Origin of the sequence: Streptomyces katrae (assembly GCF_000717655.1) — a bacterium.
Taxonomy (GTDB): Bacteria; Actinomycetota; Actinomycetes; order Streptomycetales; family Streptomycetaceae; genus Streptomyces; species Streptomyces katrae_B.
The window spans coordinates 54,986-81,596 of sequence record NZ_JNZY01000032.1; the positions used below are offsets into that span (position 1 = coordinate 54,986).

Here is a 26,611-nt window from a genome sequence, read left to right on the forward strand (position 1 = left end):
CTCACGCAAGCCCGCCTCCACCACGCCGCGAGTGTCCCTCCAGCTGGTCTCCACTGCTCCGGAACTCCCCCTTCATCCAGCTCCTCATCGGCGCGTTCCTGTCTCTACGGTCTCGTCAACTGCACCGACCACATCGGCGATGACGAGGAGTGAGGCCCGTGCCGGCACAACGAGGCTCACCGTCCGGGGCCTCCTGGAAGCAGTACGCGGACCGTGAGTTCGACGGTGAGACGCTGCGCATCTGGGAGCGCCCCACCGACGACCCGCACGCACCGCGCATCGCTCTGGTGCACGGGTTCGAGGAGAGCCGGCAGAGCTGGGAGCCGCTCACCGCACACCTGTCCCCGGATCTGCGCCTGTACGCCCTGGACCTTCCCTGGCGCAACGGATCGCAGCACCGGTGGGCGAGCGGCGGGACCTCCCCGGCCTGGCTGGAACGCGCCCTGTCGCTCCTGCCCGGACGGCCGGACCTGATCGTGGCGCACTCCTACGGGGCGACCACCCTGCTCGACCTGCTGACCCGGCGGGTCGAAGCCGCCCGGGTCCCGTCCGTGCTGGTCGCGCCGGTCTTCCGGCCGGACGACCGCCCGATGGACCCCGGCTTCTTCGACGAGGCGGTCCAGCGCTTCCGCGGGGTGCTCGCCGACGGGCTCCGCGCCCAGATGGGGCCGCGTGCGCAGACCGTTCCCGTGGACATCCTCGCCTCCATGGCGGACAAGGTCCGCGAACGGGTGGAGCCGCACGGCTTCCTCCAGTTCTACGCGACCCTCGCGCGCTGCCCTGACCTGCGGCTTGAGGACGTCGACGTACCCGTACTGATGATCAGCGGAACTCGCGATCCGTCCGCTCCCCCGCAGGCCGTCGACGCGCTCCGCTCGCGCATCCCGCACTTCTCCCTCCATCAGGACCCCGGCTTCAGTCACTTCTGTCAGTTGCAGCAGCCGGGCCCGGTGGCAGAGGCGATCACCGCCCAGCTCACCCGGCTGGGTCTGCGCCCCATCGAAGAGGAAGCGAACCACGCATGACCGCACCCGAAGACCGCCTGTATGACGTCGTCATCAGCGGGGCGAGCATCGCGGGCTGCGCCGCCGCCGTACTGCTCGCCCGGCGTGGCGTGCGGGTCGCCCTGCTGGAACGCCGGTCCGACCCGGCCGCGTACAAGGTGCTGTGCACGCACTACCTCCAGCCCTGTGCCTACCCGGTCCTCGACCGGCTCGGGCTGGTCCCGGCGCTGGAGAAGGCCGGAGCCGTCCACAACGAGGCGCGCTGGTACACCCGGTGGGGGTGGATCGAGCCGAAGGCGGCGCCCGGCGAGCCCAGGCTGCCGTACGCCTACAACGTCCGCCGCAGCACGCTCGACCCGCTGATCCGCGCCCACGCGGCGGACACCCCGGGTGTCGACCTGCTGCTCGGCCACAACGTCACCGGTCTGCTCCGCGAAGGCGGGCGGGTGGCGGGCGTGAAGGTCAACGGGCCGGACGGCGAGCGGGAGATCCGGGCGCGCCTGGTCATCGGCGCCGACGGCAAGGACTCGGCCGTCGCCAAGCTCGCCGAGCTGCCCACGCGTACCCATGAGAACCAGCGCTTCAGCTACTTCGCCCACTTCCGCAACCTGCCCCTGAAGGACGGCATCACCCACTCCTGGTTCCTGGAGCCGGACGTGGCGTACGCGATGCCGAACGACGACGGCGTCACGATCGTCGCCGTCATCCCCGACAAGAAGCGGCTGCCTGCCTTCCGTGAGGACCTGGAGGGCAGCTTCATGCAGTTCGTACGCGACCTGCCCGCAGCGCCCGACATCGACGCCGCCGAACGAATCACCAAGATCACCGGAACGGTCAACTATCCGCTGCAGTCGCGCAAGCCGGTCGGCCAGGGCGTCGCCCTCATCGGGGACGCGGCCGTCACCGGCGATCCCCTGTGGGGTGTCGGCTGCGGCTGGGCGCTGGAGTCCGCCCAGTGGCTGGCCGATGCCGTGGGGCCGGCCGCGACCGGCCGGGGCGATCTCGACGGTGCGCTCCTCGCCTACGCCAAGCGTCACCGGCGCAAGCTCGGCGGCCATCAGCACCTGGCCGCCGACTACGCCACCGCCCGGCCGTTCAACCCCTTCGAGCGGCTGATGTTCTCGGCGGCGGCCCGCGATGACGCGATGGCCCGCCACATGCACATGTTCGCGTCGCGGCTCATCGGGCCGCTGCGCTTCCTCAATCCGATCGCGCTGGCGAAGGCATCCGCGGTCAACCTGCGTTACCGCGGGGCTCCCGCGCACCTGTCGCACCGCGCTTCGTGAGCCGGTTCCCGCCGCTCACACCCACGTCGCGACGCACCTCCCGTCACTGAGAAAGGCATTTCACCATGAGCACCGACACGACCTACGCCCTCTCCGCCGAGCAGGACACCATGCTGCGCGAGATCATCATCGAGGTCCTGGAGCTGGAGGCGGGCGAGCTCACCGACACCAGCGGCTTCATCGAGGACCACGACGCCGACTCGCTGCTGGCCATCGAGATCCTCGCCCGCATCGAGAAGGACCTCGGCGTGGTCATTCCGCAGGACGACCTGGTCGAGATGGGCAACCTCAACGGCGTCCGTGCCGTGGTGACCCGCAGTCTCGCGGGTGGCAGCAATGTCTGAGCCGGGCACCCGCAGGGTCGTGGTCACCGGGCTCGGCGCGGTCAGCAGCGCCGGCATCGGAGCCGCCGAGTTCACGGCGGCGATCCGGGCGGGAGCGCCCACGACCTCGGAGATCAGCAGCTTCGACACCACCGGGTTCCCGCACGTCCACGCGGGTGAGGTGAAGGACTTCGAGCCCCGCGAGTGGCTGCGCCGCATCGACCCCGGCCAGTGGGGCCGCAGCAGCCAGTTCGCGGCGTCCGCGGCGCGACTGGCAGTCGCCGACGCCGGGCTGGCGGAGGAGGACCTCGCGGCGGCCCGGGCGGGTTCGGTCATGGGGACGACGAGCGGTGAGTCCGCCGTGATCGAGGAACTCGTCGCCGAGTGGGCGGCCGACAGCCTCAAGTCGATGACTCCGGGGCGGGTGGCCGCGGCCCCCGCCGGGCGCATCGCCGCCGCGGTCAACCACGAGCTCGGCCTGACCGGGGAGGCGCTGACGCTGGCCACCGCATGCTCGGCCAGCAACTACGCGCTCGGTTACGCCTACGACATGGTCGCGGGCGGCGACGCCGACTACATGCTGGCCGGCGGCGCGGATTCGCTGAACCGCTGGGCTCATGCCGGATTCTTCCGGCTGGGCGCGCTCGCGGAGGAGGTGTGCCGCCCCTTCGACGTGGACCGCAGCGGCATCCTGACGGCCGAGGGCGGGGTCGCCCTGCTGCTGGAGCCGTACGAACGGGCCGTCGCCCGGGGCGCCCGGATGTACGCGGAAGTGCTCGGCTACAGCGTGAACTGCGACGCCGAGCACATGGTGCACCCCGACCCGACCAGCATCGCCGCCTGCATCCGGGACGCGCACCGCAACGCGGGCGTCACCCCGGAGCAGATCGACTACATCTGCGCGCACGGCACCGGCACCCGCACCAACGACGCCACCGAGGTGGCCGCGGCCCGCGAGGTGTTCGGCGACCGCATACCGCCGATCAGCTCCATCAAGTCGATCATCGGTCACACCATGGGCGCGGCCAGCGGCTTCGGCGCGCTGATCTGCTGCCAGGCCCTGTACGAGGGCTTCTTGCCGCCCACCGCGAACGTCGAACAGGTGGACCCGGCGCTCGGTGCGGGCGTGGACCCCGTACCGGGCAGTGCGCGGCCGGCCAGGCCGCAGGTCGTGGAGAACCACGGGTTCGCGTTCGGCGGCAACAACGCCATCACCATCCTCGGGAGAGTCTCATGAGCAGCGCCACGGCCATGGTCGCCGCGGAGGAGGTCGCGTCGGGGCACGCCCTCGGCCGGACGGCGGCGCTCGCCGTCACCGCGGTCGGCGTCGCGACGCCGGCCGGCCTCGACCCGGTGGAGCTCGCCCGCGCCGTGCTCGCCGGGCGTCAGGGCTCCGCGGACACGGAGGGCCTCGGTGACGAGGCGCTGCCGCCGCGGGGGGCCCGCGTGGTTCCGGAGCTGCAGAACGCGTTCGCAGAGCACATCGGCCGCAAGGGCAACCGGCACCTGGACCGGACCACCCGGCTCGGGCTGCTCGCCTGCCAGTTCGCCCTGGAGGGGCACACCGGGCCGGTGGGTCCCCGTACCGGGGTGGTGCTCGGCACCAGCACGGGCAGCATCCGCAGCTCCAGCGAGTACTCGATGGAGACGCTCCGTCAGGATCGCCCGTACCTGGTGAACCCGAGTCTGTTCCCCAACACGGTCATGAACTGCGCGGCGGGCCAGATCGCGATCCGGCACGGCCTGAAGGGTGTGAACGCCACGCTCGCGGGCGGCCACCTCGCCGGGGTGCAGGCCTTGCGCTACGCCCGCAACGCCCTGCGGCAGGGGCATGCAGACCGTCTCCTGGTCGGCGGTGTCGAGGAGTACTGCGCGCAGAGCGCGTGGGGCTGGCACCGCTCGGGCGCGCTCGGCATCGACGCCCCGGTGGGCGAGGGAGCGGCGTTCCTGATGATCGAGCCAGCCGCGGCGGTGCACGCGGCGGGCCGCCGGGGTCTCGCCCGGATCCTGGCCTGTGAGACCGCTTTCGCCGGCGGGCGCGGGCTGGGCGACGCGCTGGCCGCCGTGATCGGCGCCGCGCTGGTCCGCAGCGGGAAGGACCCGGCCGAGGTGCAGGCCGTGTCCCTCGGCTCCACGGGCCAGAGGGGTCTGGAGCTCGTCGAGCAGCGCGCCGTACGCGCGGCGCTGGGCGGGCGGCTTCCGCAGCGGGTCATCCGGGTCAAGGACACCGTCGGTGAGTGCTTCAGCTCGGGCGGCCCGCTCCAGATCGCGGCGCTGCTCGGTGCATGGCAGGACCAGGGTGCGGCCGCCGCGGGCGAGACCGCGGTGGTGACGGCGGTGTCCCAGGAGGGCCAGGTCGGGTGCGTGGTCCTCGACACCAATGAGCTCGGTACCGGTGAGCTCGGCGCCGGTGGGCTCGGCGACTGACACCGGCGGAACGTGAACGGCGGGGGCCGCGAAAGCGGCTCCCGCCGCATCGGTTGACGGCTTGCAGGCCGGAAGGGCGGAGAGGTACCCATGATGTTGACGCAGTCGCGACCCGCGCCTGTCCTCCGTGAGCTCACGGACGTACCGGAGCAGGATCCGGGGCAGCTGGTCGCACGCTGTCTGGCCGGCTCCCAGGAGGCGTGGACGGCGCTCGTGGAGAGGTACGCACGGCTGGTCTGGACGGTTGCCCGGTCCCACCGGCTGAGCGACTCCGACTGCGAGGAGGTCTTCCAGCTGACCTGGCTGCGCGTGCACCAGAACCTGGCCCGCATGCACACCCCGGAGCGGTTCCCCGCCTGGCTGACGACGTGCGCGCGGCGCGAGAGCCTGCGCCAGTACGAACGCACGGTGCGCTACGTGCCCGTCGAGGACATGACCACCCTGGACCGGGACCGGGACCGGGACCGGGACCGGCGCACGGAGTCCGGTCCTGAGGAGGCGCTGCTCGAGCGGGAGAGCCGCGCCGAGATCCGTGCCGCGCTGGCCCGATTGTCCGAGCGGGACCAGGCGCTGCTCGCGCTGGTCAGCGCCGATCCGGCGCCCAGCTACGACGAGGTGAGCCTGCGCCTCGGCATAGCCCGCGGTTCGGTGGGGCCGCTGCGCGGTCGGGCGCTGCGCCGGCTGGCCGGGCAACTGGACCGGGAGCGGGAGCGTCAGGCGGAATCCGCTTCGGCCCGGGGGACGCATGCCGGGTGGACCGAGCCGCCCGAGGGCGCGGGCCAGGCACTGATCTGACGTACCAGTGCGGCGGAGGGAGTGCCCACCGCCGCCCGCAGCCGGGCGAGCAGGGCCTCGGCGTCCGCGTCCGTCTCCGACGGCCGTGTCGGCGTCGGGGTGCTGTCATCCGGCATACCGGTGCTCCTCGCTCTGTCTCATACCGCCGTGTCGAGTATCCGTCCCGGCGGTATCCGTCTGTGGCGGATGTGACGCGTGCCGACGGGGGCGGCGGCACTGGCCGTGTACCCGTCGGGGACTTCGAGATCGATGATCTGCGGCCCGCCCGGCACCTGGACGGGCGCGGGCCCCATTCCGTGCGCCAGCCCCGTTCCGGCGGCCTTGAGCCATGCCTCCCGGCGCACCCAGGTACGCAGGAACGCCGCGGGCCGCTCGCCCTCGGGCGCGGCTTCGATGGCGCGGAGCTCGTGGGGGGCGAGCCACCGGGACACGGTGTGCCGCGTGCGGTCCAGGACGGGACCGGATTCCACGTCCACGCCGACGGCGCCGCCCGTCGTGAAGGCGTAGAGCACGCCGTCGCCGGAGTGGGACATGGAGAATTCGAGGCCCTGGTCGTTGCTGACGTACGGGCGGCCGTGGGGTCCTGCGCAGACGGGGCACGCCGCGCGGGCCGGTGTCGGCTCCCCGCGTGAGGCGGGGAGGTAGCCGGCGAGCAGCAGGCGCAGACCGGCGTGTGCGAAGGCCCGGCGGTGGCGGTGCAGGGACCGGCCCGGCCGGGTGGCCCGCTGCCACTGCCGCTGTCCGTCGCCGTCGCCGTTGCCGTCTTCGTCGCTCGGGTGCAGACCGGGCCGTGGGGTCGCGCCCGGCGGCGGCACGGAGAGCCACCACGTGTGCAGTTCGCCCGTGCCGGGCGCCGGGTGCGCGGAGGTCACAACGCCACGCCGCCGTCCACTTGCAGCACCTGGCCGGTGATGTAGGAGGCCTTGTCGGAGAGCAGGAAGGCGGTGAGGTCGGCGACTTCCCGGGCGGTGCCGAAGCGTCGCAGCGGTACCGATGCGAGGGCTTCCTTGGTCGCCTTCTCGCTGAGCTGGTCCGTCATGTCGGTCTCGATGAAGCCGGGGGCGACCACGTTGACACGGATGCCGTGACGGGCGAGTTCCTTGGCGAGGGTGCGGCTCAGGCTGTTCACGCCGCCCTTGGACGCGGCGTAGTTGGCCTGGGTGGCGTGTCCGTAGACGCCGGCGACCGAGGAGATGTTGACGATCGCGCCGGCGCGCCGCTTGAGCATCCCGAAGCCGACGGTGCGGCAGAAGTTGAAGGTTCCGGTGAGGTTGGTGTCGATCACGCTCTGCCAGTCGTCGACCGGCATCATCACCAGGTGGTTGTCCTTGACGATCCCGGCGGAGTTGACCAGCCCGTAGGCCGGGCCGAGGGCGGCCTCCGCGCGCTTGACGAAGGTTTCGACGGACTGGTGGTCGGCGACGTCGCAGGGCTCGTGGAAGCAGTTCGCCCCTTGGGCCCTGACGAGTTCGACGGTCTCCTCCGAGGCGGCGGACGCGCTGCGGCCGCAGAAGGCGATGTCGTATCCCTCGGCGGCGAGTTGGACGGCGATCGCACGGCCGATACCGCGTGATCCTCCGGTGACGATGACGAGACGGCCAGAGCGCTGCGGCATGGCGGGGGTTCCTTCACAGATCGGGATCAGGTCGGGGTGCGGCGGTGGAAGCAGGGGGGACGGGGGCCCTGTCAGGGGCTGGGCAGCGGGGCGCCGAGGCCCACGTACACGTCGAGCAGATCGTCGGAGAGCCAGTACTCGGCGATGCGTCCGGTGTCGTCGAGGCGGAGGATGTCGGCGCCGCGCAGGGTGACCGGGGTCCCCGGGGCGGCGGTGACTCCGGCGGGCCGGCCGTGCTGCCAGCTGCCCTGGAAGATCCACCGGCCGATGACGTGGTCGCCGTCGGCGAACGGCCCCAGGTCCGTCCGGATACGGGCGTTCTCGTAGGACGAGCGGAAGGCGTCGATCCAGGCGACGAACTGCTCGGACGTGCGGAGGGTGGCCGGGTCGGGCATTCCGTACTGGGGGAGGTGCAGGACGAAGCCGGGGGCGAGGATCTCGTCGGCCCGTTCCCGTCGGCCGTTCCAGAGTTCCATCCACTTGTCCCACAGCTCGGTGTGCCGGTCGTGCTGCCGCGGAGTGGTCGCAGTGCTGGGCATGGTGCTCCTGGGGGTGCGGGCGGATCGTCCGTCCCTACAGAGCGCTCGGAACGCCGCTGGATACACCCGTGCGCCGGAAGGGGCGCGTACGCACGGAAGCCGGGCGGGCACGGCGTGGTGAGCCGTGTCCACCCGGCTTCCGTGTGACGGATCCGGCGTTCGGGGGCCCGAGGGGCAGGCCTCCGGGCGAAGGGTCTGGTGGGGCAGGCCGGACGTCAGCCGGCCTTGGGGCGATCGGACCGGAGCACCAGGGCGACGAGGGCGGTGGCAGCCGATGCCGCGGCGGTGAACCACCAGCCGTAGCGGAACGCGGTCAGTGCGGCGTCGGAGCCGACCGGGTTGCCGATGAGCACCACCAGGATCGACACCCCGAGCACGAAGCCGACCTGACGGAACATGTTGTTCAGGCCGGAGCCGGTGGCCACGGCGGTCGGAGGGAGGTCGCGGGTGCTGGCGCCCATCAGCGGGGCGAGGGACAGGCCCATGCCGATCCGGGTGAGCAGGACGCCGGGGAGCATGCCCAGCAGGTAGTTGGACTCCACGGATATGCCGAGGGCCCACCAGGCGGCGCCGATCGCGATGACCGTCGACCCGAGGACGATCGAGAGCACCTGCCCGATCCGCGCCACGAGCTTGCCGGACAGCACCGACAGGAACGGCAGCAGCAGGTTGCCCGGCGCCATGGCCAGGCCGGTGGAGAGCGCCGACCATCCCCAGACGTTCTGGCACCACAGCGACACGGACAGGACGGTGGCGGCGAAGCTCATGTAGTACAGCGCGGCGGCGAGGTTGGCGATGGAGAAGTCGCGGATCCGCAGCAGGGCGAGGTCGATGACCGGGCTGGCATGCCGGCCGGAGCGGAAGAGCAGTGCGGCGACGAGGACCACGGCGGCGGCCAGGCAGCCGAGGACCCGGGCCGAGGTCCAGCCCCAGTCGGGTGCCTTGATGATGCCGAGGGACAGCAGTCCGATGCCGCCGGCGAGCAGTACGGAGCCGAGGAGGTCGGGCATCGGCCGGCGCTGTCCGGCGGGGCCCCGTCCGGAGGCGAGCACCTTGCCGCCGACGACGAGGGCGACCACGCCGATCGGGAGGTTCACCAGGAAGATCCACGGCCAGGAGACGTTGACGAGGACGCCGCCGACGAGGGGCCCCGATGCCGCGGCGACGCCGGCGGCGGTGGCCCAGACCCGCATGGCCTTGGCGCGTTGCTCGGGTCCGTAGGTGACCATCAGCAGCCCCATGGAGGTGGGGCCGAGCGCGGCGGCGCCGACGGCCTGGAGCACGCGGGCGGCGTTGAGCATCTCCACCGATCCGGACACGGCGCACAGTCCGGAGGCGAGGGTGAACAGGAGGAGGCCGGTCAGGAAGACGTTCTTCATGCCGAAGCGGTCGGCGAACCGGCCCGCGGGGATCAGCAATGCCGCGAAGACGATCGCGTAGCCGTTGAGGATCCAGGACAGGTCGGCTACGGACGCGCCCGTGAAGTCGGCGCCGATGGCGGGGAAGGCGACGTTGACGATGGTCAGGTCGAGGGTGGAGACGATGATGCCCGCCGAGATCGTGCCGGCGGCCAGGATGCGGCGCCAGTCGCGGCGCGGGGTCCGGCCGGGCGCTGCGGGGGCCGGCCGTTCGGTCACGGGGTGGGTGCTCATAAAAGTCCGTTCAGGGTGCTGGGGTTCAGGGGTGCCAAGGCCGGTCAGTCCTTGATGAGGCCGAGCTGCGTGAGGAGCCCGAGGGTGTCGGCGACGGTCCAGTACTCGGTGAAGCGGCCGTCTTCGATGCGGAGGATGTTGATGCCCACGTGCTCGGTCGGCGTGCCGATCGGAGCGGTGGCGCCCGGGGTGCCGCCCCGGTGCACGGCGGTCGCCCGGTAGCGGCCGGCGACCATATCGCCGTCGACGATCGGACCGGGCTCGTCGGTGAAGTGCAGTTCCTCAAGCGCCCCGCGGGTGCCCTGGATCCAGGCGACCAGACCCGCGCGGTCCACGATCTGGTCGACGTTCGCCGTCTTCATGCGGCCCGCGAGGCTGGTGCCGTGGACGGTGAACTTGTCGGCGAGCACCTCGTCGGCGCGGGAGAAGTCGAGCTCGCCGTTCCAGAGGGCGTTCCACTTCGCCCACAGGGCGCGGGCGGCCTCGGGGGACGTGGTGGCGGGAGCGGATCCGGACATGTGGGTACCTCGCAAGGCTCGTAACGGAAGTCGGGGTGGCTGGGGGGGAGGTGCCGCCTGGGGACGGCGGGGGTCCCGAACCCCAGGCGGCAAGAGGTGACCGACCGCTTGCAGAGCGGCGCCACAACCGGGAAGATAGTACTTAGTCACTACTCAGTCAACGCCGCCCGTCCCCCCGCCGGGCAAGGCAAGAAGCAGGTGCGTGGTTACATATGGGCATGCAGAGAATGACGGGCGCCGATCGGCGGAAGCAGATCTTGGGAATCGCCTCTGAAGAATTCGCCCGAACCGGCTTCTACGGAACATCGGTCGAAGTAATTGCCCGGGCAGCCGACATCAGCAACCCTTACGTATTCCGGCTCTTCGGAACGAAGCGTGGTCTCTTCATCGCAGTTGTCGAGGCGATGTTCGACGAGATCGTCGAGAACTTCAACCGGGCCGCCGCCGAACTCGGAGGTACGGACGCCCTGATTGCGATGGGCGAGATGTACCGCACGCTCGTCCGCGAGGACCGCACGTTCCTGCTGATTCAGCTGCACGGTTTCGCGGCGTGCGACGACCCCGAGATCCGGGCCGCCGTCCAGACCGGGTTCGGCCGCATGTGGCATGCGGTCCAGAGCAGGTCCGGGGCGGACGACGTCACGGTCAAGCAGTTCCTGTCCCTGGGAATGATGCTCAACGACATGGCCGCCATGGACCTGTGGAACCTGAACGAGCCCTGGGCCGAGGCCTGCGTGGCGGTGCTGCCCGTCGAGAACTGGTCGCCCTGACGGCTGCGAACGGCCCCTGCCACACGGCGGCCCTCGTGTGCGGACCCGTCTCCCGCCGCCCAGGGGCCGTCCCCCCCACAGGCCGGGCGGACCCGCGCCGCGCACACCGCGCCGCGCGCACCCGGCCCAGGTGTATCCCGGAGCGGTCCGGTGAGCTCTGTTCCCCACGCAGTGGCCCGCACGGGGCCACTCGGGTCGAGAGACCGAGTCCGGGACGGGAGCCTGTTGATGCGCTTCAGCGAGGCCGTGACGATCAACGCGGCCGTGACATGGCTGCCGGAGCCGAGCGGGAGCCCCGCCGCGAGGGCGGCGGAATTACTGGTCCCGCAACCGCCGTCCGCGCTCGACATGGCCGTTTCGGCGGCCCGCGACGCATTGACGCTGGCGGGCGTCGAAGGCGTCGAGATCGACCTGCTGATGCACAATTCGCTATCCCGGCACGGTGATGATTCTCGCTGCCCCGCTCACGACGTGGCATGCCGAATAGGCGCGATCGCCGCCGTTCCTCTCGGAATTCAGCAGGGCTGTCACTCCGGAACGATGGCCCTTTACAGCGCCGCGATCCAGCTCGTCACGGACCCCGCGGTCGAAACCGTCCTGGTCACGACCGCCGACGCACATGCCCCCGCGGATTCCGGTGGGGGGACGAGCGGACACGCCGCACATCACGACGGTGCCGCCGCAGCGGTTCTGAGCAGCTCCGGGAGCGGTCTCCGGCTCGTCGCCCAGGTGGTCCACGCAACGGCGGACGGGGACGCGTCCGCCGACGCCGGACCGGACGCGGTACGCAAGGTGCTCACCCAGGCGCTGGCCGAAGCCGGGCTCGCCGCCGGCGACCCGCGGATTCGCCAGGTCGCCCTGCCCCGGCTCGGAGCCCCGACGCTGGAGTCCGTCTACCTGCCAGTGGTGCGCGAGACCCTGACGGGCACTCCGCGGCCGGTGCCCGCGCGCACCGGTCATCTCGGGTGCGGGGACACGCTCGCCTGCCTGGCGGACATCACGGACCAGCGGCTCCTCGATCCGGGTGAGTTCGCGCTGGTGCTCACCGGAGACGGCGGCTTCACCTGGTCCTGTCTCGTGGTGCAGCAGCCGGAGCGCGGCGAAGGGAGCCACCGATGAGCGGGACCGGGACGCCGACGGAGTCGAGGGCGCGGACGGCGGAACTGCAGGCGATCCGCGAGCAGGCCAGGCGCGGGCCGAGTGAGAGGGCGACCGAGGCGCAGCATGCCAAGGGCAAGCTGACGGCGCGGGAGCGCATCGCGCTGCTGCTGGACGAGGGTTCGTTCCAGGAGGTCGAGCAGTTGCGCCGGCACCGGGCGACCGGGTTCGGTCTGGAGGACAAGAAGCCCTACACGGACGGTGTGATCACCGGCTGGGGCACGGTCGAGGGCCGTACGGTCTTCGTCTACGCGCACGACTTCCGGATCTTCGGCGGCGCGCTGGGCGAGGCGCACGCGACGAAGATCCACAAGATCATGGACATGGCGATTGCGGCGGGTGCTCCGCTGGTGTCGCTGAACGATGGTGCGGGTGCCCGTATCCAGGAGGGCGTTTCCGCGCTCGCCGGGTACGGCGGGATCTTCCAGCGGAACACGAAGGCTTCGGGTGTGATCCCGCAGATCTCGGTGATGCTCGGCCCGTGTGCGGGTGGTGCGGCGTACAGCCCCGCGCTCACGGACTTCGTGTTCATGGTGCGTGAGACCTCGCAGATGTTCATCACGGGCCCGGACGTGGTCAAGGCGGTGACGGGCGAGGAGATCTCGCAGAACGGGCTCGGTGGCGCCGACGTGCACGCCGAGACCAGCGGCGTCGCGCACTTCGCGTACGACGACGAGGAGACCTGCATCTCCGAGGTCCGCTACCTCATCTCGATGCTGCCCTCCAACAACAGGGAAAACCCGCCCTCGTACCCGAGCGAGGATCCGGCCGGACGGCGCAACGACGTACTGCTGGACCTGGTGCCCGTGGACGGGAACCGTCCGTACGACATGGTGAAGGTGATCGAGGAGCTCGTCGACGACGGCGAGTACCTGGAGATCCACGAGCGCTGGGCCCGGAACATCATCTGCGCGATGGCCCGGCTCGACGGCCAGGTCGTCGGCATCGTCGCCAACCAGCCGCAGGCCCTCGCAGGCGTCCTCGACATCCACGCCTCGGAGAAGGCCGCACGTTTCGTGCAGCTCTGCGACGCCTTCAACATCCCCATCATCACGCTCCTGGACGTTCCCGGCTTCCTGCCCGGCGTCGACCAGGAACACGGCGGAATCATCCGCCACGGCGCCAAACTCCTCTACGCGTACTGCAACGCCACCGTCCCGCGGATCTCCCTGATCCTGCGCAAGGCCTACGGCGGCGCCTACATCGTCATGGACTCGCAGTCCATCGGCGCGGACCTCACGTACGCCTGGCCCACCAACGAGATCGCGGTCATGGGCGCCGAGGGCGCCGCCAACGTCATCTTCCGCCGCCGGATCGCCGAGGCCGACGACCCCGAGGCCATGCGGACCCAGATGGTCAAGGAGTACAAGGCCGAGCTGATGCATCCGTACTACGCGGCCGAACGCGGTCTCGTCGACGACGTCATCGACCCCGCCGAGACCCGCGCCACCCTCGTCAGCGCCCTCACCATGCTCCGCAACAAGCACGCCGACCTGCCGTCCCGCAAGCACGGCAACCCACCGCAGTAGGAGGAAGAGACACGTGAGCACTCCCGCCGTCGCCGCTCCACTGCTGCGCGTCGAGAAGGGCAACCCCGAGGCCGAGGAACTGGCTGCGATCACCGCGGTCCTCCTGGCCCGGGCCGCTCCGCAGCCCGGGGCGCCGGCCGCCCGGTCCGCCGGCTCCACGGCGGGCCGACGACGGCCGCAGCCGATGCCGGCCTTCCGCGCGCCGCATTCCTGGCAGAGCTGAGCACTCGTCACACGGCCTTCGTCCCCCTTGCCTTCCGGGTGAGGCGGATCACGGTGGCGCGGTGTCCTCGCCGCCGTGACGGGCCGCTCTGTCCGGGCGACCCGGGAACAGAACCTCGACAAAGGAGCCCGAATGCGTTTCGGGAACAATCCCACCATCCGTGCCGTGTCCACCTGGCTGCCGGACACCCGCCAGACGGCGGAAGCCGCCGTGCGCGCCGGACTCGTCTCCGAGGACGACGCACGGGCGACCGGTGCCCGTGAGGTGCCCGTGTCCGAGGACGCCTCCGGCCCGGAGATGGCCGTACGGGCAGCCCGGCGAGCCCTCGCCCTCGGGGGTGTGGCCGGCGCGGACCTCGACATGGTGGTCCACGGCTGGATCTACCACCAGGGCCAGGACTTCTGGTCCCCGGCCCACTACGTGGCCCACCAGTTGGGAGCGGTGGACGCGATCCCGATGGGCGTCCAGCAGATGTGCCACGTGGGCGCGATGGGCCTGCACACGGCGGCGGTCCGGCTGGAGGCCGACCCGTCGGTGCGCACCGCGCTCGTCACCACCGGCGACCGGTTCACCGCGCCCGGCTTCGACCGGTGGCGCAGCGACTACGACGCGGTCTTCGGCGACGGCGGCACCGCGGCCGTGCTCGCCCGTTCCGGGCCGGGGCTGCGCATCGTTTCGTACGCCACCTCGGCGGCTCCGGAACTGGAGACGATGTACCGCGGGGACGACGGCTTCAGCCCGGCTCCGCTCACCCACTCCGCGCCGATAGACGCCCGGCGTACGAAGAAGGCCTTCCTCGCGTCGGGCGGCATGGCCCGGTTCGGCGAGATCGGCCCGCAGAAGGTGCGCAGCACGCTGATGACGGCGCTGGCGGAAGCGGGCCTGACCCCGCACGATCCGCGGATCCGCTGCGCGACGCTGTCCCGGCTCGGGCCGAAGACGATCGAGCTCCTCTACCTCCCGATCATGGAAGACGTCCTCAAGGCGGAGATCCTCCAGCTCGGTGGGCAGACCGGACACCTCGGCGGCGGGGATGCCCTGGCCAACCTCGCCCACGTCTGGGAGGAGGACCTGCTCGCGCCGGGTGAGTACGCCATCAGCTTCAGCGGTGGCGGCGGCTTCACCTGGTCCTGCCTGATCGTCCAGCGCGTGGTGGCCTAGAACTCCCGTCACGGGCGGGGGGTGTCCGGGGTGCGCAGGCGGCCCGGGGTGGTGCCGAGGCGTTGGCGGAGCAGGGTGGTCAGGGTCGAGGCGTTCTCGTAGCCCACCCGGCGGGCGACGGCATCCGTGGGCAGATCCGTGGTGCGCAGCAGGTGGGCGGCCTGTTCGAGCCGGATGGTCTGGGCGAAGCGCAGGGGCGACACCCCCAGCACCCGGTCCACGGCCCGCTGCAGGGTCCGTTCGCTCGCGCCGACCGCCCGGGCCGCGTCGGCCATCCGCAGGGGTTCGTCGATGTGCTGCCGCACCCAGCGTTCGAAGGCGCTGACCGTGGGATCCGTGCGGGCGAGGTGGCTGGGGATCGCGTAACCGGCCTGGGTGGGGCGGTCGTCGACGACCAGGTAGCGGGCCGTGAGCTCCGCCAGCACGGGGCTCGCCTGCCGGACCAGGGCGAGCGCCAGGTCGAGGTGGGCCATGGCGGCGCCGGCGGTGATCACTCCGTCGGCGTGGGCCAGCATGTTGCTCTCCTCCAGTCCCACCAGCGGGCAGGCCTGCCGGAAGGCCGGGGCCAGCCACCAACTCGTGGTGGCGGAGAGCCCGTCCAGGACCCCCGCCTCGGCGAGGAGGAACGTGCTCGTGCAGGCCGCCGCCAGGGGAATGCCGTCGGCCCGGGCCTGGCGCAGGGCCTCGCGCTGCGGACCGCGCTCCGCCGACGCCACCCAGTCCAGCAGCGGCTCCGGCTGCTTGGGGCCGGCGCCCGGCACGACGAGGAGATCGGGCCGTGGGGCGTCCTCGACGGCGACGGCCTCGATCACGTGCCCGGAGGCGGTGCGCACGGCGCCGGAGCCGCTGACCCGGGTCAGCTCCCAGCGCGGCGGGGGATGGGGCAGCTCGCCCCGCAGCTCATTGGCCATCTGGAGGACGTCGAGGACCGTGGCCAGCCCGGAGTCGAAGAGGCCGTCCATGACCAGCACCGAGATCCGCATGTCGGAAACGGTAAAGCATCCGGCGGATCCGCCACTGAGCGTGGTCAGGGGCCCGCTCCTACGGTGGGCGTACCGCACGGCGCGCACCGCACGGCGCGGTCCGCCACCGTAGAAGGAGAGCCTCCATGACCAGCGCTTCCGTCCCCGAGACCACCCGCGTCGGCCTGCTCGCCCGGATCGAGGCCAAGCCGGAGCACGCCGACGACGTCGAGGGGCTGCTCACCGGAGCCCTCGCCCTGGCCCAGGAGGAAACCGGTACCACCGTCTGGTTCGCCCTGCGCCTCGGCCCGACCACGTTCGGCGTCTTCGACGCCTTCGGCAGCGACGAGGCCCGCACCGCCCACCTCCAGGGCAGAGCCGGCCGCTGGACCACCAGCGGGCCTGCCGCCAGCGCGGCGACCGCGTCCGGCCGCCGGTCGCGGCCGAGGCCTCCCACCCTCGGGCCCCGGGCCTCGAAGCCGGCCAGAATTGAGCCGCGAAGCGGCTCAACCAGGGGTCTGGAGCGAAGCGGAAGACCCCAAGGCCGAAGCCCGCGAAGCGGGCGCCGGCCTCGCCCCGCGCGGGGCGGGGCCTCACCCTCCGTCACCGGCCGCGCAGCGGCCGGCCTCCCTTCCCCAGCGCGCAGCGCTGGGGGTCCCGCTCCTTGTCGTCCCTGGCCCTTGCTCGGTGACCCGAGAGAAGGGTCAGGACGTCGGGAGTGCTGTAGTCGGCAGCTTGCCTGGCTTTTGCTTCGACCGTTTCGTGGTCTCCGGGCCTGGCCAGCATGCCCTCAGCCGCTGATGGTTACGCTTTCGATGATGATGCTGTGGTCAGATTTGCTGGTGGGAGTGACGGTGCACCAGTTTCTGGTCTGGTTGCTGAAGATGTAGTCGATCTTGGCCTCGATGGCTGGGGTGGTCCCGGTGGCCGCGGTGGTGTGGGTGGGGCGTCCGGTGCGTGAGGAGCCGTTCTGGTCGCATTCCTGGTAGCCGGGGGTACTGGGGCCGGTGGAGTAGAGGCCGACGGGCCAGACACCCGGGGCCGGGTTCTTCGGGTCATCGGGGGAGCGTGAGTTGAAGTCTCCGCCGAACACCGTCTTGGGGAAGGTATCGACGATCGTTTTGATCTCGGTGAACTGCTGGCCGCGGAAGTCCTGGGTGGGGTTGTTGGGGTTGGCCCCGACCCTGGTCGCGTGGACGGTGCACAGCCGTACGTCCCAGTTTGATGCGGTGGCGCAGTGGAAGGGGGTCTGCTGTCCGGCGGTCGGCTGGGTAGTCGGGTATGTGCGTGCGTCGATGATCTGGCCTTTGACGACGATGGCGGTGCCGATCCGGTCGGCACGCCCGGTGTCCTCGCCGCAGCGGCTGTTCTTTCTCGTTCCGTCGTTGTTCAGCCACTGGTAATTGTCGAAGGCCTTGCTCCAGCCCGGGCCAAGCTTGGTCATCAGCAGGGTGAGGTCGTCTTCGCAGACTTCTTGGAGCAGCACGGCTTCGACGCGGTTCACCGCGACCTGGGTGGTGACCACGTTGGCTTTGTCTTCCGGTGTGCCGGTGCCCTCGCAGTGGTAGGAGGAGCGTTGGGGCCCGCACATGTTCCAGGACATGACCTGAAGGCTGTGGGGGAAGTCCTCGACCGCATAGGGCATGACTTCCGGACCACCGGTGGCGGTGGGCTGGGCGAGAGCCGAGACGCCTATGCCGGCGAGGCCGATGGCGGCGGCGAGGGCAGTGAGGGTCTTGCGGGCGCGGTGTCTCACGCGGGTTCCTTACAGTGGGCGCTGATTGGTGCTGGTTCGACGGTAACCCCGCCCCCGCCGGGGGCGTGGTCCAGATATGGCGGGGCTGCTGAGCCAGGCGTGTCACCTGGCTGGCGCCGACCCCGTAGCGGCAGGTGGGCGTGTTCGGATTGTCCTTCATCGTCCGGTAGGAAGGCACGGCGTGTGTGTACCGAAGGGCCCGCTTGGCTTTGGTCACGGGTTGTGGCTCTGGCTCAACTTCTGTGGAGCAGTAACGTTGCGTGCTGCCGAAACCCCGCTCACCTGACCTGGGGTCCAGGTGGCGTCCCGCCCGTCCAGGGATCACCGCAGGCGTACTGCGCCCCACGCCCTCGGCTGCGTGCTTGTTGCGAGAGGATGGGGTGGTGATCCGCCAGGACCCTGAGGTACAGGCTCTGTTCCGCCGCTATCGCCCCCCGCGCGCCGCTACCTGAAGCTCGGCGGAGCAGTACTTTGTATGTCGCGCGAGGAGTACGAGGCGTTCGTTCATGCCTGGCCACTGACGCGAATGCTGTCTCCGACGCCGAGCTCACCATCCTCTTCGAAGGCAGCTGGCGCGAGCGGCGGACCGCGGCACGGCTCGCCGTCGTCTCGCGCCGTAACCACTTCCGCGAGCATCTGGGAGCGCTGCCGCTGGAGAGCGAGGTCTGCTGCGCGGGCGGAGCCTACTGCGTGGCGCTGGCGAGTTTCGGCACCGCACGGGACGCCGACCTGCTCGCCGCTTACCTGGATCGCTACCTGCGCCGGCCCGACCTCTCCTACGACCAGCCCACAGCCATGGACGCCCTCGCGTACACCGACTCCGTCCTGCACGGCGACCGGGCCAGGCACTTCCTCCAGGAGGGCGGCATGTCGCCGCAGTGGTTCCAGGACGCGCCCCACATGCACGGCGATGACGGCATCTCCACCTACCTGGGCGGTATTCGCCTCGCCTGCGCCGTCATCGACGAATGCGCCGACCCCTGACCCCCATTGGCTTTGTTCGCTTCAAAGGTTGACTCCCTTCGCCCGCGCCCGAGCTCCAGGGCAGGCTCAATCCGGCGATGACGGCGGCGAGAGAGTGGAGGCTGGGCAGGTCGTCCTGTCGAACGGCGTCGAGCCACTCCGGGAGACGCTCGCCCTAGCGGTCAGTGAGCATAGTCGCGAAGGACCGGACGTGACGGGTAGGGCGTTGAGCTCAGGGCACTGGTTGCGGACGGTCTGGAGCTGGAGCTGGAGCTGGAGCTGGAGCTGGAGCTGGAGCTGGTCGGGCTCGGCGAGGGTTTCCGGGCGTATGAGGACCATCCGGACACCGTGCGGGGCGACGGCGGCCGGGCGGTCACAGGTCGTGGTGAGGTGCGCTTCTTGTGCACTCCGCTGCAGCACCAACCGGATCACCGGCATCGTGAAGGCCATACTCGTCCTTCACCACGAACATGAGACTGGGAAAGGCTCACTCACTTCCTGACACAAGTGGTGTGCCCGCGCTTTCGGCTGAGCCCACCACTAGGTTTCTATTCTTGCTTGCGCTGCTCAAACTCTTCCAGTAGTTGGAACAACCTTTCTACCGCATGGGCGTCGTCGTCCGAATTCAGTTGGTGCCAGTCAAATCCGGCCCAGTCATAAACTCCGGATTCTCGGAGAACTAGGTACGGCCAGAAAAGATTTGACCCACTTCCGTCGGACTTGCGAGCGACCCACTCACTGAAACCGCCGAGAAGCGACCCTGTGAGCCCCGTGTCATACCCCACCAGGAATGCGACGTAGTCCGAGAACGAGCCATTTAGCCCATACATTCTGGGCCGGAGACGGGCGTTCTTGATTACGGGGTCCACAGTGTTTCACCTTTACTCATTCGGGGTGAAGGTGTAGCGATTCGAATTCGGCACACGGGTGAGTTTCCCGAAAGTTCGATCATACAGCTCGGCTGCGTCTTCCCATTGAGCCATGTACTCGTCCATGCTTTCACCGAGACGTCCGGTCCAAGCGTCAAAGACCCTGCCGTCCTTGACCGCAACAAAATGCTCATCCCACGTGACATCCTTGCCCCGATACCTCCACATCTGGTGACCCATTCCGGGCCGGACAGAGATACGCATTACCTCGCCGCCACCGAGCACATCGATGATGTGGAGCGCGCAGCCCTCACATCCACCCTTGTCCGTGGGGAGGTCAGTGGTCTCCCTCGCCCGCCACGAGTCGCCGAGATCGGGAACACAGTCAGCATTGTGGACGAGAACCGGGGTCGCGCCTGCCAGCACATAGTACGTATGGAGATCATCTACAGTCAGGTTGTACGTACGCGCATGCTGCGCATAGGTGCGATTTGCCGTGATCCGGACCTTGTCGCCGCTACTGGTGAGCAGTTCGTCGCCAGGCCCGAACTCGCGCGCTTCGAGCCACCTGTTGACCGTCGGACTCCAGAACGGGTGCTCGAATGTTGCCGTGAGCTTTCGCGGCCCTTGCCTGGTTTCGATGGTCAGTTCATTGAAGTACTTGTCATCCTCGGTGGCGATACTCCTGGTTACTTTCTTCTCCACCGAATAGCCGCTCACAGGGTCCGTGGCGCGAACGCTGTCGCCGACCTTGATGTCTTCGATATTGCGGCTGCTTCCGTTACCCATCAGGACTCTGGTGCCCGCCGGGAAACACTTGCATCCCTTCAGGGAACGGTACAGAAGAGCGAACCCGGCACGCAGGGCCCGAATTTTGGAGTTGATGGCGACGTCTCGGGTGAGTTCGGCGCACGCCCAGAGGCCATCGAGGCCACTCCCATTGAAGCAGGTGTACAGGTTGCTGAGCCCGAGGAGTTCGTTGCCGATGAACCGTATGTCGTCGTTGTAGGGCTCGAGTGCTTCGCCGAACTCGGTTGCGAGCATGCATGCGGGCTTCTTTATGCACCAGTATGCGTATTGCTTGTCGGTCATGCAGTCGGTGCCGGCGAATCCGCACCTGTACTGGCGTCGCGCTTGCTCCCCGGGGTCGTTGCGCCGTCGTTCCTCGGCTTCCCAGTACTTCTGGGTGTAAGCGTCGTAGGCCTCCTTGGAGGCTTGGAGCGCGGCGCCGAAGTCCTTGCCAGCGGCGAGGGCGGAGTCCTTGGCCCGGGCGGCTGCCGCCCAGGCCAGTGATGCAGAGGTGCGTGCGGACTGCGCGGATATCTCTGCGTCGGCGGCCGACTTGCCGGCTTCGTCCGCAGCCTTTTCGGCGCGGGCGGCGGCGTCGCGGGCGGCCTTCGCGGATTGTGCTGCCCGGTTGGCTGCTTCCTTGGCCTTCGCTGCGGACGCTGCCGCCTGGTCGGCGAAGGTTTTGGCCGCGGCTGCAGATGCGGCGGCTTGCTGGGCGTAGTCGTTGGCTTCATCCGATTTGTCGCGGGCCAGGGCTGCGACCTTCGCGGCTTCGGCTGCGTCCTGATGAGCAGTCGCGGCGATCTCGGCGGATTCGGCGATCAGCGCCAGTACGCGTTCTTGGTGGTTGGCTGCCAGGAGGTCCTTGCGCTGGGCTCGGTGCTGGCCGTTCTGGATGAATTTGTGCACTTCGGCGTCAGAGCTGTGCACGGCGATACGCGCGGCGGCTGCCAGTTCCGGACCGCCGATGGAGGCGAGCTCCGCAGCGCGTACCCGTTCGTCTTCGACGCGGGCTGTGTGCTGTCCGGTCTCGATGAACTGGCGGTACTGTGCGGGGTCGCCCGACTTGAGTGCTTTGCGTCCTGCTTCTTGCAGGATCGGGCCGGCCCCGTCGATGATCTGCGCGATGTGGACGCCGAACTCGTCCGCGCCGACCTGGTACTGGCCGGTGGTGAGGAAGGCGGTGACGGCCTGCGCGTTGCTCTTCAGGGCCTGCTCGGCGGCGCCGCGGATGCTGGCGGCTCCTGCGTCCTCGGCCAGGCGTGCGACGAGAGCGCGCTCGTCTTGCTGGGCGGCTTCCGTCCAGCCGGTGCGGGCGTACTGGTTGATGTCGGTGTCCGAACCGGCGAGGGCGACGTGGGCGGAGATCTCGCTCCACCCGCCCTGGGTCTGCGCGGTCTTCAGGGCCACCTTGCGCGCCTTGGCCGCGATGGCCTTGACGTCGACTCCGGGTTGGGCTGCTTCGACGGAGAGGGCCTTCGCCTGGGCCGTCAGGTCCTTGGTCTGCTGGGCGGCCTGGGCTTTGTCCTTGCGGCGCTGGTCTTCCTGTGCCCGCAGGTCGGTGGCGTGCTCGAGGCCGGCGTTGGTCCGGCCGAGGAGGCCTTCGGCCTCGATCTCGCGGGCGAGCTTGTAGACGTCCCTTGCCTTGTCGACCGCATTGGTGGCGTCGATCGCGGCCGTGGCGGCTGCGGCGGCGTGTGCGGTGGATTTCGCTGCTGCGTCGGCGGCCTCTCCGGCATGTTCGGCGGCATCGTCGGCTGCCTTCGCGGCGTTCTCGGCATGGTTGGCCGCGGATTCGGCGGCAAGCCGGGAGTCGCGGGCGGCGCCTGCTGCCCTCCTGGCGAGATCGGCGGCCTTCGAGGCGGCTCGCTTGGCCTCGTTGGCGTAGCGGCGGGCGCTGTCGGCGGCGGCCCGGGCCTGGGCGGAGCTGGCGCCGGCGGCGTCGGAGGCATCTCCGGCGTCGGTGGCTGCCCCTGCGGCGGCAAGCGAGTTCAGTGCGGCGCCGACTGCGGCCAGTGCGGCGTCGGCGGCACCGTTGGCGGACGCCTCGGCCTGGGCCGATGCCTCCGCGATACCCCGCACCGCCTTGACGATGTCGCGTGCGTCCTGGGCTGCCTCGCGTGCCTTCTTGGCTCCGAACGCGTTGGTTGCCGCGTCTGCTGCCGCGTTGTTGGCGCGGGTGGCTGCCTTCGCGGCGGAGGCCGCGGCACTGGCTGCCTGGGCTGCTGCGTTGGACGCAACGCGGGCGGCGTTGGTGGCAGCACGGGCTGCGGTAATGGCCTGCTGGGAAGCGGAGGCCGCCGGCGGGCGTACTCGGCGGCCCGAGATGCGGCCGCTCCGGCCTTCACCGCGTCGTCCTTGGCGTTCCTGGTCTCCTGCGCGGCCGTCAGTGCTGCCAGCTTGGCCTGCTCCGCCGCCTTGACAGCACGGTCCGATTCGGTCTTGGCCGCGTTGGACTCTTCCTTCGCCTGCCGGCCCGCTTCACGGACCTGCTGGGCTAGCTGTGCGATCGTGGCGTGCTCTTCGTCCGCGGCGCGGGCTGTGTGCTGCTCGACCTCCAGGAAGTCGCGGATCTCCTCGGCCGAGCCCCGTAGGGCGATACGGCCGGCCGTGCGGACGTTCTCGCCGCCGACACTCAAGATCTGGGCGACTTGGACACGCTGGTCTTCCTCGCGCCAGGTGTATCGGCCTTCCCGCAGGAAAGCTTCGACCTGGTACTGGGAGCCTTTGAGTGCGGCGCGGCCCTTTTCCTGCTCCATGGGGCCCGCGGTATCGATGATCTGGGCGACCTTGAGCCGCTGGTCCTCTTCGAAGGGTGCCTTCCACCCCTCTGCCAGGAACGCCTTTGCATCGGCGGGTGTACCCGTGTATGCCTTGTGCGCGGCTTCCTGGAGGTTGGGGCCGCCGACGCTGCCCATCTGGGAAGAGGCAACTCGGTCGTCCTCGACGGCGATCTGGGCGGCCTGTTCGAGGAACCGCTTGACGTCGTCGTCGCTGCCGGTCAGGGCGACCTCTGCGCCGGCTTTGATGCCGGGGCCGCCGTCCTTCCACAGCTGGACCACGCGGCCGCGGTCGGTGGGCGGAATGACGTAGCCGGCGGCGGGCGGCGGGGTGACTGGTTCTTCGGCCACGGCGGGTGCTGCGCTGAGGAGACCGGCTAGGAGTGCCAGAGGTACCGCGGTACTGCCGATCACACGTCTCGTGCTGCCGATCAGCCCAGCTGGTCTGCGGCGCAACGGTATGCGCTTCAATCTCGTCTCATTTCATCAACGGCAGGTGGGCTGTTCTGCGAACAGGCCGCCTGCCGTACGTGACTTGCTCCGCCCCGCACCGGGAGGGTGGTTCCGGTGCGGGGCGAAGCGGTGAGTCAGGTGTGTCGCCTTGGTGGTGATGCCGGGTGGCCGGCAGGGCCCGGTTCCGGGATCAGGGAGTCCAGGTGGCGGTGATGGCGATGGAGCCTGGGGTGCCGCTGGTGCCTTGCAGGTCGACGGTGCTGGTGGTGTTCCAGGTGCGGTCGGTGTGGCGGATGGTGTGCAGGGCCTTGTTGTCGGCGGCTGTGACGGCGAGCTGGAGTTCGCCGTTGACGGAGGCTGCGGCGACGGACTTGGCGGTGATGGTGCCGAGGATGCCCTGCAGGTCGCCGAAGGTCTCCCAGTTGCCGTCGCCCTTGCGGATGGCGTGGTACTGGTGGGTGCCATTGTCGGTGGCGATGATGATGTGGGCGTCGCTGCCGGTGCCGGCCATGGTGACGGCGGTGATGGGGCCGGTGGGGTTGGCGGCTCCTGCGACGTTGCCCCAGATGCTCCACTTGCCCGCAGTGTTGCGGATGGTGTGGAAGGCCTTGCCGCCGGAGATGGCGGTGACCTGGAGCTGGCCGCCGGCGCCAGCGGTCGCCGCGGCGGTCACGGTGCCGATCGGGCCGACGGCGGAGGCGAGGTTACCGAAGATGGTCCACTCGCCTGCGCCGTTGCGCATGGTGTGGAAGATCTTGCCGTCGGCGACGGCAACGACGTGCACGTCGTTGCCGATGGAGACGGCGGATACCTGGGTGAGGTTGCCGAGGACGCCGGCGACGTCGCCGACGTTGCCGAAGCCGGTCCACGTGCCGTCTTCCTTGCGGATGGTGTGGAAGAGGCCGCCGTTGTTGCTGATGGCGAGGACGTGGGTATCGCCGTTGATGCCGGCGGCGGTGGCGGAACGGATGCCGCTGATGTTGCTGGCCTTGCTCTGGACGTCGGTGAAGCCGGTCCAGGAGCCGTCGGGCAGGCGGATTCCCTGGTAGAGGCTGCTGCCGGACTGCACCAGGGTCTCGGTCTGCCAGCCCGCGACCCGGGCACGGTAGCCGTCGATCCACTCGCGGAGGTCATCGACACGGGCGGAGACGGCGCCGGTGCGGGTCTCGGCGGCATCGGTGCCCAGGCACCCGCCCTGCCAGGACCGACTGTTGACGCCAACAAGCTCACCGGCCGAGTTCAGCAGCGGACCGCCGGTGTCGCCCTTGCACAGGACGTCGGTGCCCTTGCCGCTGATGGCGAGAGTGGTGGCATCGGCCGAGGCGGTGGTGAAGGCACCAGTGTGGAGCTTGCCCGGTACCCACTCGGTCTTCGTACGCCCGAACCCGGCGGCCGTCAGTTCGGCCCCGGCTGCCGGAGCGGCGCTCGCGCGCTTGACGCCAGCGATCCCGGTGACGGGTGCGGCCAGGCGTGCCAGGACCAGGTCCCGGTCGGTGCGCGGGGCGAGCTCGGTGACCTCGACGGCCTGTCCGCCGTTGAGGGTGGCGGTGGTCTTCAGCGCGGGCTTGCCGGCTGGCACCGCGTCGCCGGGCGTGGCACCGAAGCAGCTGGCGGCGGTCAGCACCCAGGTGGCGTCGATCAGCGAGCCCGTGCAGGCACGGCCGTTCGCCGCGTCGCCAATGGTCAGCCTGACGGCGTAGGTGTGTTGACCGGCCTGTGCCTCAGGGCCGGTGAGGGCCTCGGCCGGAGCGACCGCAATCAGGCCTGTTGCGACCGTGGTGCCCGTGAGCAGAAGGCCGGTCAGCCGAGTGGAACGGGGACGGGGGAAAGGCATGGACATTCCTTCGAGGCAGAGTGTGAGGGCCGCGGGCGGCGTGTAGTTTCCCGGGGCGGGCAGAGATTCAGCCGGTGATGCGGATCTCGACGAGGACGCTCCGGGCGCCCCCGACGGTGCCTTCGCCCACGCTTGCGTAGCCGTCCTTGGGGATGTTGACGGTCTGAGTGGCGCCGTTGGCCGTGAGGTCAGCGCTGAGCGGGTGATCGGCGGCATCGATGGCATAGACGCGGGCCAGCTCGAGAGTCAGCTGGCCGCTCGTGGAGTGAGCAGTGAAGCAGTAGAACCGCTGGCGGTTCACGTTGGGTTCGACGACTGTGACGACTCGGATCTGCTTCTTGGTGTCGTCACAGTCGGCCAGCGTGATGTTGCCGTCACCCCGGATCAGCTTGATGCCCTTCTCGGCCAGGATCTGCGCCGAGTTGGGGTAGTTGAGGTCCTCGACCGCGAAGGGTGCGGGAGGCTCGGCCGCCAGCGATGGGGCGGAGGTAACGGCCGAGGCGGTGGCGGTGTAGGCGCCGATGGTGCCGAGGGTGACAAACAGCATGGCGGCGACGGTCAGTCGACGGGCGCGCGAGAGCACCAGCGATGTCCTTTCAAGGGCGGAAAGAAGGTTGATGATGTGCCTGGTATCCCGGTCAACTCGACTCGGTTTAGGTATAGGAGAGATAAAGGCGCAAGTGTAAAAATGTCGCCTCTCTTCCGCACTGTCAAACCCGGGTTGTGTGAAAATGATCACTGCCGCTACAGGGTAACCGTGGGTCGATTAGCCTCGCGCGGGGCGGGGTTCGGTGGGGCGGGATACATGGATGCTGTCCTTTTCAAGCCGGATCTATGCAGGTGGGGCCGGGTGAGGTGAGTAGGTTGCGCAGGAATGCGGAATCAGAAGTTCCTTTTGTGAACTTCTCAAATGCTGCAAGCATAACGAGTTGTGGACTCGGGACTTCTCGACGTTACGGTCATTTCATCCCGTTTCCTGCATGGTCTTCAGCGCGTGAATTTTCGAGCTATTCACCAAGGCTGCGGATTCCTTGGCTTCGACGCCACCTTGATTCACTTGGAGAGGTACGGGTCTCATCGCTGACTCGTTGGGCATTCCTGCCACCTGCGACACCGCGGGTGATTGTCCCTGGGGCGCTGCGGTAGTTGTTATCGCGGGTGGGGGTGTCGTTCGTACTGGTCAGGGTGGGTTGGGTCCTGGTGGT

The 26,611-nt window shown here is 69.7% G+C and carries 23 protein-coding genes; 12 read left to right on the plus strand and 11 right to left on the minus strand.

The annotated features are described in order from the left end of the window. Window positions 1–158: 158 nt before the first annotated feature. From IF09_RS0130215 to IF09_RS0130240, 6 genes are all read left to right on the plus strand, one after another. Window positions 159–1,025: an alpha/beta fold hydrolase gene (locus IF09_RS0130215; RefSeq protein ID WP_030301088.1), complete on the plus strand. Its 867-nt coding sequence runs from the start codon at window positions 159–161 to the stop codon at window positions 1,023–1,025. Continuing rightward, on the plus strand, window positions 1,022–2,290 hold the full coding sequence (locus IF09_RS0130220) for an NAD(P)/FAD-dependent oxidoreductase (protein ID WP_030301090.1): 1,269 nt from the start codon (window positions 1,022–1,024) through the stop codon (window positions 2,288–2,290). The genes IF09_RS0130215 and IF09_RS0130220 overlap by 4 nt, the downstream gene beginning before the upstream one ends. A gap of 65 nt (window positions 2,291–2,355) precedes the next feature. Next, on the plus strand, window positions 2,356–2,634 hold the full coding sequence (locus IF09_RS0130225; protein ID WP_030301092.1) for an acyl carrier protein: 279 nt from the start codon (window positions 2,356–2,358) through the stop codon (window positions 2,632–2,634). Then, window positions 2,627–3,850, plus strand: coding sequence for a beta-ketoacyl-[acyl-carrier-protein] synthase family protein (locus tag IF09_RS0130230; RefSeq protein WP_030301093.1), 1,224 nt, complete (start codon window positions 2,627–2,629; stop codon window positions 3,848–3,850). The genes IF09_RS0130225 and IF09_RS0130230 overlap by 8 nt, the downstream gene beginning before the upstream one ends. Continuing rightward, window positions 3,847–5,040, plus strand: a complete 1,194-nt coding sequence (locus IF09_RS0130235; RefSeq protein WP_030301094.1) for a beta-ketoacyl synthase N-terminal-like domain-containing protein — start codon at window positions 3,847–3,849, stop codon at window positions 5,038–5,040. Before IF09_RS0130230 ends, IF09_RS0130235 begins: the two co-directional genes overlap by 4 nt. Before the next feature lie 90 nt (window positions 5,041–5,130). Continuing rightward, a complete protein-coding gene (locus IF09_RS0130240) occupies window positions 5,131–5,835 on the plus strand; it encodes an RNA polymerase sigma factor (RefSeq protein WP_063607446.1) in 705 nt (234 codons plus the stop codon). Window positions 5,836–5,972: 137 nt separating this feature from the next. Here IF09_RS0130240 and IF09_RS42065 read toward each other — a convergent pair whose 3' ends face one another. The 5 genes from IF09_RS42065 to IF09_RS0130265 all read right to left on the minus strand — a co-directional run bounded on the left by IF09_RS42065 (window position 5,973) and on the right by IF09_RS0130265 (window position 10,159). Next, window positions 5,973–6,707: a 4'-phosphopantetheinyl transferase family protein gene (locus IF09_RS42065; RefSeq protein ID WP_051833121.1), complete on the minus strand. Its 735-nt coding sequence runs from the start codon at window positions 6,705–6,707 to the stop codon at window positions 5,973–5,975. Further along, window positions 6,704–7,450, minus strand: a complete 747-nt coding sequence (fabG, locus tag IF09_RS0130250; protein WP_030301098.1) for a 3-oxoacyl-[acyl-carrier-protein] reductase — start codon at window positions 7,448–7,450, stop codon at window positions 6,704–6,706. Before fabG ends, IF09_RS42065 begins: the two co-directional genes overlap by 4 nt. 71 nt (window positions 7,451–7,521) lie before the next feature. Beyond that, entirely contained in the window at window positions 7,522–7,989 is a 468-nt protein-coding gene (locus IF09_RS0130255; protein WP_051833123.1) for an ester cyclase, read from the minus strand. 215 nt (window positions 7,990–8,204) lie between these two features. Then, window positions 8,205–9,641, minus strand: a complete 1,437-nt coding sequence (locus IF09_RS0130260; RefSeq protein ID WP_051833124.1) for a DHA2 family efflux MFS transporter permease subunit — start codon at window positions 9,639–9,641, stop codon at window positions 8,205–8,207. 44 nt (window positions 9,642–9,685) lie between these two features. Next, window positions 9,686–10,159, minus strand: a complete 474-nt coding sequence (locus tag IF09_RS0130265) for an ester cyclase (protein ID WP_030301103.1) — start codon at window positions 10,157–10,159, stop codon at window positions 9,686–9,688. Window positions 10,160–10,416: 257 nt separating this feature from the next. Here IF09_RS0130265 and IF09_RS42070 point away from each other — a divergent pair, with 257 nt between their 5' ends. The 5 genes from IF09_RS42070 to IF09_RS0130290 all read left to right on the plus strand — a co-directional run bounded on the left by IF09_RS42070 (window position 10,417) and on the right by IF09_RS0130290 (window position 15,000). Next, complete coding sequence (locus tag IF09_RS42070; RefSeq protein WP_158710083.1) at window positions 10,417–10,929, plus strand: TetR/AcrR family transcriptional regulator; 513 nt, start codon at window positions 10,417–10,419, stop codon at window positions 10,927–10,929. A gap of 228 nt (window positions 10,930–11,157) precedes the next feature. Then, window positions 11,158–12,048 (plus strand): hypothetical protein, encoded by an 891-nt coding sequence (locus IF09_RS45905; protein ID WP_158710084.1) that lies wholly within the window; start codon window positions 11,158–11,160, stop codon window positions 12,046–12,048. Continuing rightward, window positions 12,045–13,616, plus strand: a complete 1,572-nt coding sequence (locus IF09_RS0130280; RefSeq protein ID WP_030301112.1) for an acyl-CoA carboxylase subunit beta — start codon at window positions 12,045–12,047, stop codon at window positions 13,614–13,616. The genes IF09_RS45905 and IF09_RS0130280 overlap by 4 nt, the downstream gene beginning before the upstream one ends. A 13-nt stretch (window positions 13,617–13,629) precedes the next feature. Continuing rightward, the gene (locus IF09_RS0130285) at window positions 13,630–13,839 is read left to right on the plus strand and encodes an acyl-CoA carboxylase subunit epsilon (protein ID WP_030301114.1); all 210 of its coding nucleotides are present in this window, start codon (window positions 13,630–13,632) and stop codon (window positions 13,837–13,839) included. Between the two features lie 132 nt (window positions 13,840–13,971). Continuing rightward, window positions 13,972–15,000, plus strand: coding sequence for a hypothetical protein (locus IF09_RS0130290; RefSeq protein ID WP_030301116.1), 1,029 nt, complete (start codon window positions 13,972–13,974; stop codon window positions 14,998–15,000). 8 nt (window positions 15,001–15,008) lie between these two features. On the opposite strand, the gene IF09_RS0130295 is transcribed toward IF09_RS0130290, so the two are convergent. Together IF09_RS0130295 and IF09_RS0130300 are read right to left on the minus strand one after the other, a co-directional pair. Then, the gene (locus tag IF09_RS0130295; RefSeq protein ID WP_037636359.1) at window positions 15,009–15,983 is read right to left on the minus strand and encodes a GlxA family transcriptional regulator; all 975 of its coding nucleotides are present in this window, start codon (window positions 15,981–15,983) and stop codon (window positions 15,009–15,011) included. Window positions 15,984–16,752: 769 nt separating this feature from the next. Beyond that, window positions 16,753–17,718 (minus strand): endonuclease/exonuclease/phosphatase family protein, encoded by a 966-nt coding sequence (locus tag IF09_RS0130300; RefSeq protein WP_234321195.1) that lies wholly within the window; start codon window positions 17,716–17,718, stop codon window positions 16,753–16,755. A 471-nt stretch (window positions 17,719–18,189) separates the two neighbouring features. Between IF09_RS0130300 and IF09_RS40815 the strand changes: the two genes are divergently transcribed. Continuing rightward, window positions 18,190–18,702 carry a DUF6000 family protein gene (locus tag IF09_RS40815; RefSeq protein WP_234321196.1) on the plus strand — a complete coding sequence of 171 codons (513 nt, stop codon included), beginning with the start codon at window positions 18,190–18,192 and terminating at the stop codon, window positions 18,700–18,702. 860 nt (window positions 18,703–19,562) lie between these two features. Here IF09_RS40815 and IF09_RS40820 read toward each other — a convergent pair. The 4 genes from IF09_RS40820 to IF09_RS0130325 form a co-directional block, all read right to left on the minus strand. Next, entirely contained in the window at window positions 19,563–22,421 is a 2,859-nt protein-coding gene (locus IF09_RS40820) for a polymorphic toxin-type HINT domain-containing protein (protein WP_051833129.1), read from the minus strand. Further along, the gene (locus IF09_RS42075; RefSeq protein WP_158710085.1) at window positions 22,331–23,470 is read right to left on the minus strand and encodes an ALF repeat-containing protein; all 1,140 of its coding nucleotides are present in this window, start codon (window positions 23,468–23,470) and stop codon (window positions 22,331–22,333) included. The genes IF09_RS40820 and IF09_RS42075 overlap by 91 nt, the downstream gene beginning before the upstream one ends. 292 nt (window positions 23,471–23,762) lie before the next feature. Continuing rightward, window positions 23,763–25,406, minus strand: a complete 1,644-nt coding sequence (locus IF09_RS48080; protein WP_051833132.1) for a S1 family peptidase — start codon at window positions 25,404–25,406, stop codon at window positions 23,763–23,765. Window positions 25,407–25,473: 67 nt separating this feature from the next. Further along, window positions 25,474–25,953, minus strand: coding sequence for a hypothetical protein (locus tag IF09_RS0130325; protein ID WP_063607448.1), 480 nt, complete (start codon window positions 25,951–25,953; stop codon window positions 25,474–25,476). Between the last annotated feature and the right edge of the window lie 658 nt (window positions 25,954–26,611).